General features: G+C 72.1%; 14 protein-coding genes. 5 read left to right on the top strand and 9 right to left on the bottom strand.

Annotated features, from left to right (window positions below; translation table 11 throughout):
• Positions 1-8: 8 nt before the first annotated feature.
• Complete coding sequence (locus tag ACIA5D_RS39130; protein ID WP_396035554.1) at positions 9-2,201, bottom strand: glycoside hydrolase domain-containing protein; 2,193 nt, start codon at positions 2,199-2,201, stop codon at positions 9-11.
• Between the two features lie 164 nt (positions 2,202-2,365).
• On the opposite strand from ACIA5D_RS39130, the gene ACIA5D_RS39125 reads away from it, so the two are divergent.
• Together ACIA5D_RS39125 and ACIA5D_RS39120 are read left to right on the top strand one after the other, a co-directional pair.
• On the top strand, positions 2,366-2,764 hold the full coding sequence (locus ACIA5D_RS39125) for a DUF2690 domain-containing protein (RefSeq protein ID WP_396035553.1): 399 nt from the start codon (positions 2,366-2,368) through the stop codon (positions 2,762-2,764).
• Between the two features lie 47 nt (positions 2,765-2,811).
• Positions 2,812-3,792, top strand: a complete 981-nt coding sequence (locus ACIA5D_RS39120) for an ArsR/SmtB family transcription factor (protein ID WP_396035552.1) — start codon at positions 2,812-2,814, stop codon at positions 3,790-3,792.
• On the opposite strand, the gene ACIA5D_RS39115 is transcribed toward ACIA5D_RS39120, so the two are convergent.
• The 7 genes from ACIA5D_RS39115 to folE all read right to left on the bottom strand — a co-directional run bounded on the left by ACIA5D_RS39115 (position 3,746) and on the right by folE (position 9,327).
• Positions 3,746-4,447 (bottom strand): hypothetical protein, encoded by a 702-nt coding sequence (locus ACIA5D_RS39115; protein WP_396035551.1) that lies wholly within the window; start codon positions 4,445-4,447, stop codon positions 3,746-3,748. The two genes, ACIA5D_RS39120 and ACIA5D_RS39115, sit on opposite strands and share 47 nt — an antisense overlap.
• 8 nt (positions 4,448-4,455) lie before the next feature.
• A complete protein-coding gene (locus tag ACIA5D_RS39110; protein WP_396035550.1) occupies positions 4,456-5,226 on the bottom strand; it encodes a hypothetical protein in 771 nt (256 codons plus the stop codon).
• On the bottom strand, positions 5,223-6,083 hold the full coding sequence (locus ACIA5D_RS39105; protein ID WP_396035549.1) for an ATP-binding cassette domain-containing protein: 861 nt from the start codon (positions 6,081-6,083) through the stop codon (positions 5,223-5,225). The genes ACIA5D_RS39110 and ACIA5D_RS39105 overlap by 4 nt, the downstream gene beginning before the upstream one ends.
• Positions 6,080-6,901 (bottom strand): hypothetical protein, encoded by an 822-nt coding sequence (locus tag ACIA5D_RS39100; RefSeq protein WP_396035548.1) that lies wholly within the window; start codon positions 6,899-6,901, stop codon positions 6,080-6,082. The genes ACIA5D_RS39105 and ACIA5D_RS39100 overlap by 4 nt, the downstream gene beginning before the upstream one ends.
• A 30-nt stretch (positions 6,902-6,931) precedes the next feature.
• Entirely contained in the window at positions 6,932-7,471 is a 540-nt protein-coding gene (locus ACIA5D_RS39095; protein WP_396035547.1) for an RNA polymerase sigma factor, read from the bottom strand.
• Between the two features lie 134 nt (positions 7,472-7,605).
• Positions 7,606-8,706, bottom strand: coding sequence for a hypothetical protein (locus ACIA5D_RS39090; protein ID WP_396035546.1), 1,101 nt, complete (start codon positions 8,704-8,706; stop codon positions 7,606-7,608).
• Between the two features lie 24 nt (positions 8,707-8,730).
• Positions 8,731-9,327, bottom strand: coding sequence for a GTP cyclohydrolase I FolE (gene folE / locus ACIA5D_RS39085; RefSeq protein WP_396035545.1), 597 nt, complete (start codon positions 9,325-9,327; stop codon positions 8,731-8,733).
• Between the two features lie 100 nt (positions 9,328-9,427).
• Here folE and ACIA5D_RS39080 point away from each other — a divergent pair, with 100 nt between their 5' ends.
• Positions 9,428-10,069 (top strand): helix-turn-helix transcriptional regulator, encoded by a 642-nt coding sequence (locus ACIA5D_RS39080; protein ID WP_396035544.1) that lies wholly within the window; start codon positions 9,428-9,430, stop codon positions 10,067-10,069.
• Here ACIA5D_RS39080 and ACIA5D_RS39075 read toward each other — a convergent pair.
• Complete coding sequence (locus ACIA5D_RS39075) at positions 9,960-11,444, bottom strand: nitrilase-related carbon-nitrogen hydrolase (RefSeq protein ID WP_396035543.1); 1,485 nt, start codon at positions 11,442-11,444, stop codon at positions 9,960-9,962. The genes ACIA5D_RS39080 and ACIA5D_RS39075 overlap by 110 nt on opposite strands.
• 109 nt (positions 11,445-11,553) lie before the next feature.
• Here ACIA5D_RS39075 and ACIA5D_RS39070 point away from each other — a divergent pair, with 109 nt between their 5' ends.
• The gene (locus ACIA5D_RS39070) at positions 11,554-12,627 is read left to right on the top strand and encodes a sensor histidine kinase (protein ID WP_396035542.1); all 1,074 of its coding nucleotides are present in this window, start codon (positions 11,554-11,556) and stop codon (positions 12,625-12,627) included.
• A complete protein-coding gene (locus ACIA5D_RS39065) occupies positions 12,627-13,280 on the top strand; it encodes a response regulator (RefSeq protein ID WP_396035541.1) in 654 nt (217 codons plus the stop codon). The genes ACIA5D_RS39070 and ACIA5D_RS39065 overlap by 1 nt, the downstream gene beginning before the upstream one ends.
• The last annotated feature ends 3 nt before the right edge of the window (positions 13,281-13,283 follow it).

The raw sequence follows: 13,283 nt of genomic DNA, 5'->3' as shown, positions 1-13,283 counted from the left end.
CGTGATCCTCACTGACCGGGTTCGAGGAAGGAGACGCCGGGGTCGGCGTTCTCCCGCCAGACGTCGTGGTCCAGGCCCCAGCCGGGCTGGAAGCTGTACTCGCGGATCTGGTTGAACGACCAGTTGTCCGGCAGCGGGAACCCGAGGTTGCCGGAGTATCCCCAGGACATCGCCGAGACCAGCGACCAGCGCGCGCCGACCTCGTGCGAGATCCGGGTGCACACGTTGCGGGATCCGTAGACGCCGAACGAGTAGTAGTTGCCGGCCTCGGCGAGCGCGTCCTTCACGCCGCGGAAGTACGGCTTGACGTTGCTGTCGATGTCGACGTCCAGCGCGTCGTAGTCGACCGCGAAGTAGATGCACGTCCCGCCCGGCAGCCGGTACCCGATCGCCTTCAGGTGCGCCTTGGTCCCCTGGTCGAAGCCCTTGTCGTAGGTGAAGTTGGCCAGCTGGGTCCCGTTGTACTGGAACAGCGGGAACAGCCGCAGCCCGGCGTTGAGGATCGTCTGCGGCTCGGTCGGCTTGAGCGCCTTGCCGAGGTAGTACGGATCGGTCGGCGGCAGGTGCTCGTCGAGGTAGCGGCCGACGATCCGGTAGCCGGCCGCGTACAGCTGCTGCCCCCGCGCCGCGGTGATCTCGGTGATGCAGTCGGAGCCGGTGGCCGGCCGGTCGGTGTCGCCGGACGAGACGAGCAGCTGCGCCCAGGTCGTGTACTCGTTGGTGCCGGTCAGCGGGATCTGCGAGAAGCGCTGGAACGCCTGCAACCAACTCTGGTGGCTGCCGGTCGGCAGGTCGGTGCCGATGTCCGATGCGTTGTAGGCGTACGGCTGCTGCCCGCCCGACCCATCCGGTTCCATCGTCGGCGAGTTGAAGTAGCAGGCCGAGCGGAACAGGTAGCGCAGGTCGCCGGTGAGCGTGCCGGATCCCTTCCCGCGCAGGGCGGCCTGGGTCCCGGGGCCGAAGTATCCGTTGATCGAGCCGAGCGCGATGCCGAGCTCGTACTGCACGGCCATCATGAAGCCCTGCTGGACGTCCCGGGAGTAGTAGCCGTCGCAGGGAACCAGCCCCATCGCCGGAATGCCGACCTGGGCGACGTATCGGGCGTTCAGCCGCTGCTGGATGTGCTGGATCTCGACGTCACCGCCGGGCACCCGCTTGAACTGGTCCATCCGCATCAGCGCCTTGCAGATGTACGGCCACATCTTCCTGCGCATCGTCGTGTCCGACCAGGACAGTCCGGCGTCTGTGTAGAGCTGCTTCAGCGCCTCCGCCGAGTCCAGCGTCCAGGCGCCCAGGCTCGTCGACGTCCAGTAGCCCTTGCACCAGAGGGCGCCGTTGTAGAGGTGGATGAGATTCGGGTTGCCCTCCTCCTGCGGCATCTTGTTGCGCGCCTTGACCGCGTTGAATGTGCCGGGGCCGAAGCTCTGCACGGTCGGTGAGATGCCGAGCTCCTGCTGGAGCCCCTGGGTCAAGGAGAGAACCGTGCCCCAGCCGGTCCGGCCGTCCTCCGCGCAGCGGATATAGCCGGGTGCGCTCGCGTACGTCGCGTTCACCCATTTCTGGGCGGCGTAGACGTAGATGTCGGCAAGCCCGGTCCACGGAGCGGCCGGATCGATCGTCGAGCCCGGCTTGGCGTACATCGAGAGGTTGCCGGGGCATTCGGTCTCCGGGTAGTCGGAGACGCCGTCGCAGTCTTTGGTCTCGTAGTGGAAGGAGTGCGGCAGGATCTCCGTGCCGGTGCGTAGTGGCGCCTCGGTACGCAGGAACTGGATGAGGTCGCGGTAGGCGCGCAGCATAGGCTCGGTCGCGGTGTGGTCGGAGCGCATCAGGGCGCAGATCGAGTAGAAGTTCGCGTTGCGCCCGTAGGTCCCGATGTGACCGCAGTGATTGGCCTCGCCGCGCTCGAATCCCCGTCCCTCGTAGATCTCGCCGTGCTTGCAGATCAGAAAGTTGTAGGCGATGTCGCCGTTGAATTTGTCGTCCGACGTGTGCTCCGAGTAGACCCCGGCGATGTCGAGCTCGCACGCGGGGTGATCGTCGTAGTTGTTGCCCGGCAGGTCCCCGCCGCGGTAGTGGATGAACACGCCGGCGACCGGGCTCCAGTCAGGATTGTCGCTGGGCGCGGGCGGCGCGGCGGCCTTGTCGTGGTCGGTGATGACGTACTCGGCCCAGACCGAGCGCGGATGAATCGTGACGGACATGGTCACGAGGTTCCGGTGGCGGCGCACGCCCGGGCAACACGTTTCGGTACTGCCTAAAACGTCTTGCCCGGCCCCGGGACGATGACGATCGTCGATCCCGTACGGATGTCGAAGCTTCTTTGGAGGACATGGTGCAGACGGGGATACGGCGCCGGATCGCACGGATGGCGCTGGTGGTGGTCACGGCCGCGGCCGGGACGTTGATGATCGGTTCGCCCGCGCTGGCCGAGGGCGAGGACCCGAGCTCGTCGGGGTGCTCGCCGGCGACCACGGTGCGGGAGTTCACGGCCTCGAAGACCGGGATCCGCGTCGAGTTGCGGTACTCGGACAACTGCGACGGGGCGTGGGCCCGCTCGACCCAGCCGGGCAACAACCGGTACGGCACGGCCATCTTCCTGCAGTCCAGCGACGGGCTGCTCTACACACACCAACTGGGCCACGGCTCGCAGGAGTGGACCACCAAGGCGAACTGGACCCGTACGCTGCGGGCCTGTTACGGCTGGGGATACATCGGCCCCGCCTGGAACAACTACCAGAGCTTCGAATGCACGACGTGGTGGTGACCATATACTCATCCCCGTAGATACATCGGCGGCGACGGGGGCCCCACGTGTTGCGTATCCACTTCAGTCCGGGCGACCTCGTCCGGGTCCGGATCGCCGCCGAGCCCGATCCGCTCTGGGAAACCGTGCTCAGCCTGTTCCGGCTCCGCCGCCGGGGGCCGGCGCTGGCCTTCGGGCGGTGGCGCCGGCACGCATTGCGGGCCAGCAAGCGGGCCGATCTCGAGATCCTGATGCCGCTGGTCCGCCCCGCCTACTACCCCGATTTCCTCACCCCCGCCGCGGCCGCCTCCGGGCTGCCCGCCGGGATCGAGGCGCTGCGGTCGACCCCGGTCGCCCAGCTGCGGCGGGACACGGCCCACCTCGTCGCGTCCGGCGGCCCCACCCCGTCGTGGCTGGGGCTGCTGGCCGAGGGCGACCGGGAGACGGTCGACCGGCTGGCGGCGGCCGTGCGGTCGCACTTCGACGCGGTGGTGGCGCCGTTCTGGGCGGACGCCCGCTCCCTCATCGAGGCCGAGCGCTCCCGCCGGGCCCGCGTCCTGCTCGACGAGGGCACCGAGGGCCTGCTGCGCAGCTTCCGGCCGATGATGACCTGGGACCCGCCGGTGCTGAGCGTCGACGTGCCGTACGAGCAGACGCTGCACCTCGACGGTCGTGGCCTGCTGCTGGTGCCGTCGTACCTGTCCTGGGACACGCCCGACGTCCTGCGCGACCCGACGTTGCCGCCGGTCCTGGTCTATCCGATCGAGCACGACCTCACGCTCAGCGCCGGCGTTCGTCCTCCCGCGCACGGTTCGGCCGTTGCCGCGCTGATCGGCCGGACCAGGACCTCGCTGCTCGAGTCGCTGGCCGACGGCCGGACCACGTCCGAACTGGCCCGCCGGGTGGGTGTGAGCCCGGGGACGGTGAGCCAGCACACCGCCGTGCTGCGCGAGGCCCGCCTGATCCGGACGAGCCGGGCAGGCCGGGCGGTCGTCCACACGATCACCCCGCTCGGCCGTCACCTGCTGAACGCCGACAACCGGGCCTGACCCCCGGGCGTTGCCTTTCTTCGCGCGTGTGCCCGACCGTCCAGCGCGGGCGCGCGGCCGGGTCGCGCATTGCGGCGGCGAGCACGCAGGTCGCGCCGATCAGGATGCCCGACCATCGCAGGTGCGCAGACGTCCATTGTGGGCCGGGGCCGACCAGCATCGGCGCCCGTGCGGCCGACGCCGCCAGCAGCAGCGACGCCAGGAGTGCGGGAGTGGTGACGATGCCGGGGTGCTCGACTCCGTGGCGGCGCGCCCAGGCGGCGACCGCCCAGACCACGGCGAGTGCGGCGGCGAGCTCGACCGTGAGGCCGAGGCCGAGGGCCCACCGATCGCCGGTCGGCGCCGAGGGCAGGAGGCGGGCGAGCATGGCCATCCAGAGCGGAGCGACGACAGCCGCGGCGCAGCCGACGCGCAGCCAGAGCCGGCGGGCCAGGCCGTACGGGCTGGCTTGCAGCGTGATCGCCGCGCCGTCGTCGAGCACGTACCCGCCGCCCAGCGCCAGCAGCAGGCCCAGCACGCGCAGGTCTCCGACGACGTCGTGCGTGCCGCCGCGGCGTGCCACCAGGAGCACCACAACGGCGGTCGCGGCGGGCACGAACGGCGCCAGGCGCAGGCTGCGCACCAGGTGGCCGCTGCGAACGAGTTCCCACGCCACGGATGGGATCATGACAGTTGGAGCCAGCCGAGGATGAGCGTCGCGGCCACCACCGGCAGACCGACCAGAGCCAGCCGCCGGGTGCGGCCGCGGTAGACGGCGGCGACGCAGGCGCAGGCGCAGAGCCCGGCCAGGTACGCGGCGTGCAGCCACGGTTCGCCCGGCACCGGCGGCCGGTCCGCGAGCGTGGTCTCGGTCGTCCACCACATCCACCAGATACCGGAGTCGAACCGGCCGAACAGGACGACGCCGCCCAGGGTGACGATCGCGAAGACAATCAGCGCGCCGCCCGCGAAGGGCATCCAGCGGGCGGCGAGGACGCCGAGCAGGCCGGCGCCGGCGAGGACGAACGGAAGCTGGGCGAGCTCGCCGGCGGTCAGCAGATCCGCGGGCGGGATGTCGCTGACGCTGTCGATGAGAGCCATGGCGCCCGCCGCGACGGCGCCGGCTCCGGCCAACGGAAGTGCGACGCCGAGGCACATCGCCCAGGCCCGGCGGATGTCGGTGGTCGGCGTCACCGTCAGCATCTCCTCGGCCCGGCTGCGGCGGGCGCTGCCGGCGACCAGGTTCGCCGCGAAGAGAACGATCAGGGGCCCGAAGAACGCGGCGGCAACGAAGATGGTGCCGTACCAGTAGCCGGCGGTCCGGCCGTCGCTGGGCGTCTCGACGCTGATGGCCGCGACGACGATGACGGGCGCCAGCCACACCACGGGATGCCGGACGAGGCGGCGGGCCTCCCGGCCGATCAGGGGCGCCTGGCTGCGGGACACGGCGGTCACGACTGCGATACCTCCAGCTCGGGTTCGCCCATGAGCAGGAGGTACGCGTCCTCCAGCGTGGGTGGGATCAGCTCCGCGCCGGCGGGCGGGTCGCCGACGTTGCGGTAGGCGCCGTCGCCGGTGCGCCACGCCGCGAGCGCGGCCGGTGACCGCTGCGCGCCGGTCCACACGCGCCCTACGGCCTGCGCGGTCAGCTCGGTGGGGGTACCGGTGAACCGGGCCCGGCCCTGGTGGATCACCGCGATCCTGGTGCACAGGGCGGTGATGTCCTCGGTCTGGTGACTGGACATGACCACCGTGCGCCCCTCGCCGGCGTGCGAGATCATCTCCCGGAACCGCAGCCGCTGCTCGGGATCGAGGCCGACCGTCGGCTCGTCGAGGACGAGCAGGTCGGGATCGCCGAGCAGGGCCTGGGCCAGGCCGACCCGCCGGCGCATCCCGCCGGAGAGGGCGCGGATCCGCTTGGCGCCGACCGGCGTCAATCCGGTCAGCGTGATGACCCGGCGGACTTCGTCGTGGCGCGCCCGCCGGTCGGTCATCTCCTTGAGAATCGCCACGTAGTCGATGAACTCGAAGACCGTGAACCCCCGATGGAAACCGGCGTCCTGGGGCAGGTAGCCCAGGCGTTCGCGGATCCACGTACGGTCGTGCGGACGCGACGGGTTACGGCCCAGCAGGGTCACCGTGCCCCGGTCCGGCGCCAGGACGGTGGCGATGATCCGGAGCAGGGTTGTCTTCCCCGCCCCGTTCGGTCCGAGCAGGCCGGTCACCCCGGGGCCGGCCTCGAAGTCGACGCTGTCCAGCGCCGTCGTACGGCCGAAGGACTTGGTCGCGCTCTGCACGCGTACGGTGGTCATGCGCCTCTTCCCAGCTTGATCGTGATGGTGTTGCGGGCGACGGCGAGCCAGGCGCCGGCGCCGATTGCCAGGGCGAGCCAGAAGACCTGAGCGCCGATGCCGAAGGCGAGGTCGAGGCGACCGGCGATGGTGGCCGGGGCGGTCACCAGCACCCATGCCGTGGCCACGACGCCGACGGCGACGACGGGCGTCATGCGGCCGGTCAGAGCCAGCGCGGCGCAGGTGAGCCCGGCCGTGGGCAGGAGCCAGGCGGCGGCCACCCAGCTCGAGCCCGGTAGCGCGAGCCCGGCCGTCGCCACGATCGGCACAGTGACCGCCAGGACGGCGGCCGTACGGATCAGCAGCAATCGCAGCCCCGGGTACGGCGCGGCCAGCCCGATCTCCCGGGTCGGGTCGAGGCCCGCCGCGAAGGCCACCGCGACACCCGCCAGCGGCCCGAGGGGTGCGACCACGAGGAACATCAGCAGGAAGCGCTCATCGGCCTGAGCCGCCCAGGCCGCGAGCGCGAGCACGCCCGCGACCGCCAGCAACCACGGACCCCGCAACGTCGGCGTCGCGGCCACGAGGCGCGCCGTCGCCTCGCCCACGCCGAGCCGGGCCAGTATCCGCTCGGGCACGCTCCGCCGGGGCGCGTCGACCCGGTCGACCACCTCGTGCCAGATCGCCTCTGCCCGCCGGGTATCGACATGGGCCGAGATCGCGCCCCGGCAAGCGGCACATTTCATGAGGTGCGCCTCGGCCGAGGCGGCCAGCTCCGGCGGGACAGCTCCCTGTGCGTACCGGCGGATCGCCTCCGGATCCAGGTGCCATGCCGTCATCCCAGCCTCCCCGTCATCCCAGCCTCCCCGTCATGCCAGCCGCTCCCGCAACAGGGCGCGGGCGCGCATCATCCGTGTCTTGACCGTGCCGGCCGGGATGCCCAGCAAGTGGGCGGCCTCCCGGGTCGTGAGTCCATCCAGGACAGTTGCCTGCACGACGGCCCGTAGCTCCGGCGACAGATTTGCCAGGGCCGCGCCCACGTCGCCGTACTGGACGGCCAGCAGCACGTGCTCCTCGGCCGACGTCTCGACGCCGGCGAACTCCGTCAGCTCGTCGGACGGCGGCCGGCTGCGCCGCAGCGCGTCGACCAGACGGCGGATGCCGATTCCCCAGATCCACGCGGCCACCTCGCCCCGGCGGTCCCACCGCCGGGCCGACCGCCACACCGCGACGAACGTGTCCTGCACGACTTCATCAACGAGTTCCGGCGACGAGCACCGCCGCCCGAGCCGCACCAGCAGCCACGGGAGGTGCCGCCGATACAACTCGGCGAACGCCTCCCGGTCACCCTCGGTCACCGCCGCGAGAAGCTGGGCATCCTCCCGCGGATCCGGTGGTCGCGTCAGCATGCTCGTTCTCCCGGCGCCCGCAGCTCGGCGAGGTACAGGGTCACATGCCCGGCGAGGTAGCTGCCATCCACGCCCTGTTCGTCGTACCGAGCAGGGCGAACGGTTCACCGGGACCGGTTCGAATCCCGCCGGCCTCAGCTGCCGAGCAAGGTCAACGTCCGGTTCGCGTACGCGTTCAGCTCGAACCGGTACCCGATCGCCCAGACCGAGCCGGGACCGGCCGCGGCGGCGCCCGTGAGGAAGGGGTTCGACGATGCCGGGGTGGATTCCCGGATCCAGGATGTGCCGTTCCAGCGCAGGATCAGCGGGGCGCCGTTGGACCGCCCGACCGCGACGGCGGTCGACGGCGACAACGCCACCACGTCGGTGAGCTCGCCGCCGATGGCCGGCGTGGTCACGCGACGCCAGGACGTGCCGTCGAAGTGCGCGACGTAGGGCTGCGCGCCGGAGGTCGACCCGACCGCCCACACGTCGCTGGGCGTCCGCGCGTCGACGCCGGTCAGCGCGGTGCCGGCCGGGGCCGGCAGCGTCATCGAAACCCAGCTTGTGCCGTTCCAGTGCAAGGTGAGCGGCGTCAGTGGCGCGCTCGCGATGTCGGTGGTGGCCGAACCGACCGCCCAGGCGTCCCCCGGACCGGTGGCGTCGACGGCCGCGAGACTCTCGTACGTCGCACGTGCCGGTGCGGCGGAGACGCGCCAGGCGCCGCCCGCGCGCTGCAGGATCAGCTTCCGCCGGTTGGCCGGCGAGCTCGGGTCGGCATAGTTGCCGACCGCCCACACCGTGCCGCCCGCGGCCGCGACGCCGTAGACGTGGTTCATGCCGTCGGGGTTGCCGTTCGGGGTGGGTTCCCGGGTCCACGTCGTCCCGTTCCAGTGGGCCGCCATGGTTTCGTAGCGGCCGATTCCGGCGCGATGTTCGCCGACCACCCAGACGTCGCCGGTCGAGACCGCGTCGACGCCGCGGAGCGTGTCGTCGCTGGGCAGGCCGGTGCGCGGGACCGGGCGCCAGGCCGTCCCGTCGTACCGCAACGCCAGGCTGTGCGAGCTGCCGCCGGTCGGAGGGTAGACCACCCCCACGGCCCAGACGTTGCTCGCGCCGGACGAGTCGGCGCCGTACAGGTAGTTGTCGCCCGGCACCTCGCTGGGGCTGGCGACGGTGGTCCATCCGGCTGCCTGTGCCGGGCTGCCGATGATCAGCATGGCGCCGGTGGCGAGGAAGATGACGGGTGTACGCATGACGACCTCCTTGTCGTTTTCCTTTCAGCTGGAGCCCAGGCCGGCCACGGCGAAGAACTCGGCACGCGAGCGGGCGTCGTCGCGGAGCGTGCCGAGCAGCGTGGACGTCACCGTCCTCGCGCCGATGGCCTGGACGCCACGCAAGCTCATGCAGAAGTGCTCGGCCTCGATCACCACACCCACGCCACGCGGCCGCAGGTGGGTGTCGAGCCAGTCGGCCACCTGCTTGGTGAGGCGTTCCTGAACCTGGGCGCGGCGGGCGAAGAGCTCGACCACCCGGGCCAGCTTGGACAGGCCGAGGATGCGATCGCCGGGCAGGTAGCCGACGTGCGCGACGCCGACGAACGGCAGCAGGTGGTGCTCGCAGACCGAGCGCACCGGGATCGACCGGGCCAGGACGAGCTCGTCGTACCCCTCGTCGTTGTCGAACGTGGTGAGCGCGAACTCCCGCGGGGTGAGCAACTCGGCGTACGCCTTGGCCATCCGCATGGGTGTCCCGGCCAGGCCGGGTGCTCCCAGGTCCACGCCGACCGCGGTCAGGAACGACTCGGCCGCACGCTCGGCGGCGAGCAGGTCGGGTTCGGTCCGGACCGGGTACACGCGTTCCGCCGCCATCGTCATCCGGGGCCTCCATTTTCACCAACACAAGTTTGCGTTAATAGCGAGCGTGCGCCCGTGGAAGGCAAATTTCAAGAGTATCCATTGGTGATATTCTGGCGGCATGGACGACCGGTGGAACGCCGTCACGGCCTTGTCCGAGCCGTCGCGGCGTGCGCTGTACGACTACGTCCGCCGTCAGGACCACCCGGTCGCCCGGGAGGAAGCGGCGGCGGCCACCGCGATGTCCCGCGCGCTGGCCGCGTTCCACATGGACAAGCTGGTCGAGGTCGGCCTGCTGTCGGCCCGCTATGCGGCGCCCGCCGGCGAGGCGCGCGGCCGGGGCCGGGCGCCGAAGGTCTACGAGGCGACCGGCGACGGCCTGGCGGTGACCATTCCCGAGCGGCGCTACGAGCTGATCGCGGACATCCTGGCCGAGGCGGTGGCCGGCGGTGAGCAGCCGACCGCGGAGGCCGCCGCTCGCCTGGCCTACCGCCGCGGGCGGGACCTGTCGGTGGTGGTGCCGCCCGGGCCGGACGTGGTCGGCGCGCTGGCGGCCCTGGGCTTCGAGCCGAGATCCGACCCCGGGGCGGTCACGCTGCACAACTGCCCGTTCCACGCCCTGGCCGCCCGGCACACCGCGCTGGTCTGCGGCCTCAACCACGCGTTCCTGTCCGGCCTGGTCGACGGCCTCGGCGTGCAGGACGTGGCGCCGGTACTGTCCCCGCACTCGGGCCGCTGCTGCGTCGAGCTGCGCTCGCGCTGACTCGCCGGGATTCCGCCGAGTTCCTGGCGACCACGACGGCGGCCACCAGCAAGAACACTGCCAAGAGCGGAAACCAATCACCCGTACGCGAATAGATTGTGCTTCTCGCTGTGACCGGAGCCGCGACGAGGAGCTCGGCATCGCCGGCCACCGCCTCGCCCAGCACCCGGCCGGTCGGATCGGTGACGGTGAGACGGCCGTAGGACGCGGCGCGGACGACGGTGATGCCGTTCTCGACGCCGCGGACCAGCGCCATGCGGCTGTGCAGCCAGCCGTCGGCGGTGAAGTCGAGGGCGGGGACCAGGATCATCGTCGCGCCGTCCCGCCGGTAGCCGCGGACCAGGGCGGGGAAGTCGAGGTCCTTGCAGATGGCGACGCCGAACCGCCCGTCGACGACGAGGTCGGCGGCGCCCGGGGTCAGCCAGTCCTCCAGGCCCGGGATCAGATGCTGTTTCGCGTACGTCGTCACGGCCCCGCCCGGGCCCAGCACCAACGCGACGTTGCGGTCGGTGTCGTCGTGCTTCAGGACCGCGCCCACCACCAGCCGGGCGCCCTGGGACGTGGCGGGACGGAACGCGTCCACGAGCCGGGGCAGGGTGGTGTCGGTGACGCCGAACGCCTTCTCGGGCAGCACGACGATCCCGGCGCCCCGGCCCACCAGGCTCTCGACCCGCGGGACGTATCGGGCGAGCAGCTCGCGGCCGGAGCTCTGGTCGAGGGGCAGCCCGTCGTCCGCCTGTTCCAGGGCGACCAGGCCGACGGTCAGCTCCGGCGTGGCCGGGGACCGGGCCAGTGACCAGGCCGCCGCGCCGCCGGTGGTCACGATCAGGGCGAGCAGGCAGGCGAGAGCGGGTCGCGGGCGGGTGATCAGGGCGGCCACGGCGATCGGGACGGCCAGGAGCAGGTAGGTGACGCCCCAGACGCCGGTGACGGCAGTCAGCTGGACGACCGGGCGAAGGCCGGCCTGGGTGTAGGCGAGACTCCACCAGGCGCCGTGTGGGAGCAACAGCGATGCCGCGTACTCCCCCAGGACCCACAAGGCGGGGGCGGCGAGGATCGCCGTCACCGTACGGCCGCGCAGCAGCAGGGCGCGGGCCAGCAGCACGGTGCCGGCGGCCAGGGCGGCGCCGAGCAGGAGCACGCCCGTCACCGCCGTCAGGGGAATCCGCAGGGTTCCGTGGTAGTACGGCAGCGCGCCCAGTTGACCGATCGTCCAGGCGACGATCGTCGCGAGGAGAGCGGACTTCGGGCGTACGCGTAGGGAAGTCAGCAGCAGCGGGAGCGGGGCCACCCAGGTCAGTGCGGCGATCGGGTGCAGGCCCTGCCCGGTGAGCCAGAGCAGGCCGCTCAGCGCGGCGGCAACGATGGTCAGCATCAGCCAAGGCTCGGCCGGAACGACGGCCGGCGGATCGGTGCGCGGCGGGATCCGGATCTGGTCCCGTGGAGGGAGGCGCCCGCCCGGCGCCCCGGACGATACTGCCGGGATGAGCCGGTACGTCAATCTCGCCGTCGCCGCGGCCGCTGTGGTGGCCACCGTGCTGCCCGCCCTGCTGGGTGGGCCGCATGACTGGTGGGTGCTGCCGCTGGCGGTTCTCTCGTCGGTGCCGGTGCTGTGGCGTGACCGGGCGCTGATCCCGGTCGCGCTGGTCGTGGGCGTGGCGACGACCGTCTCGGCGTCGCTCGGCGCGCCGCCGCTGCTGCCGGTCGGGCCGCTGGTCTGTGTCTACACGTTCGCGGCACGCTCGTCGCTGCCGGTCCGGCTGCTGGGCGTCGCGGCCACGGCGGCCGGCCTGGTGTTCTCGCTGTTCTACCCCCACCCCGACGTGGAGGTGCTGCGCTATCTGGCGATCGCCTACGTCCTGGCGTACGCGCTGGGCACCGCGTCGCGGGCCCGCCGGACCCAGGCGATCGCGCAGGCGGAGCGGGCGGAATCGGCGGTGCTGCGGGAGCGGACCCGGATCGCGCGCGATCTGCACGACATCCTCACCCACGCGGTGGGGGTGATGGTGGTGCAGGCGGAGGCGGGGCCGCTGCTGGTGCGCAGCGATCCCGACCGGGCGGACACCGCGTTCGCCGCCATCGCGGCAACCGGACGCGACGCGGTGGTGCAGTTGCGGCGGGCGGTCGGGAGTCTGCGCGAGGCCGCCGACGGGCCGCTCGACCAGCCCGGGCTGCCGCAGTTGCCGACCCTGGTCGACCGGGTCCGCACGACTGGTCTCGAGGCGAGCCTGGCCGTCTCGGGAACGCCGTTCACCCCGCCGGCCGACGTCGGGGTGGCCACCTACCGCATAGTGCAGGAGGCACTGACCAATGTGGTGCGCCATGCGCACGCCGCCTCGGTGCGGGTGCGGCTCGACTACGCGGCCCGGTCGCTGACCGTATCGATCACCGATGACGGGCGCGGCGCGACCAGGTCCGGTCGGCGGGGCTACGGCATCGTGGGCATGCGGGAGCGGGCCCAGGCCTGCGGCGGCACGCTGCTGACCGGGGCGGCCGTGGGCCGGCGGGGTTTCCGGGTCGAGGCCACCCTTCCCGTGCCGGCCCCGGTGAGGGCCTGATGCTGCGGGTCGTCCTCGCCGATGATCAGGACCTGTTCCGGGCCGGGTTCGCGACGATCCTCGGCGCCGAGCCCGACATCGAGGTGGTCGCCGAGGCCCCGGACGGCGCCGAGGCGGTGCGGGCGGCCGTCGAACATCGGCCCGATGTCGTCCTGATGGACATGCGCATGCCGATCCTCGACGGCGTGGCCGCCACCCGGCAGGTCTGCGAGCGCACGACGAGCCGGGTGCTGGCCCTGACCATGTACGACACCGACGACTACCTGTACGCGGTGCTGCGCGCCGGCGCGAGCGGCTTCCTGCTCAAGGACGCGCCCCGCGCCGAGTTGGTCAACGCTGTGCGCGTGGTGGCCGCCGGCGACGCGTTGCTCGCCCCCGCCGTCACCGCGCGGGTGCTCGGCGAGCTGTACCGGCGCGGGCACCCCGATCCCGCTCTGGCCGCGGCGATCTCGACGCTGACCGCCCGCGAGACCGACGTGCTGCGCCTGATCGCCGCGGGCCTGTCCAACGCCGAGATCGCCGCCCGCCGCCGGCTCAGCGAGCACACGGTCAAAACCCATGTCGGCAACCTGTTCGCGAAGCTGGCTCTGCGCGACCGCGCCCAGGCGGTCATGGTCGCCTACGAATCGGGCCTGGTCGTGCCGGGCTCTTGACCT

It is taken from the genome of Actinoplanes sp. NPDC051513 (assembly GCF_044454685.1).
Taxonomy (GTDB): domain Bacteria; phylum Actinomycetota; class Actinomycetes; order Mycobacteriales; family Micromonosporaceae; genus Actinoplanes.
This window is presented reverse-complemented; position numbering and strand designations above follow the sequence as displayed.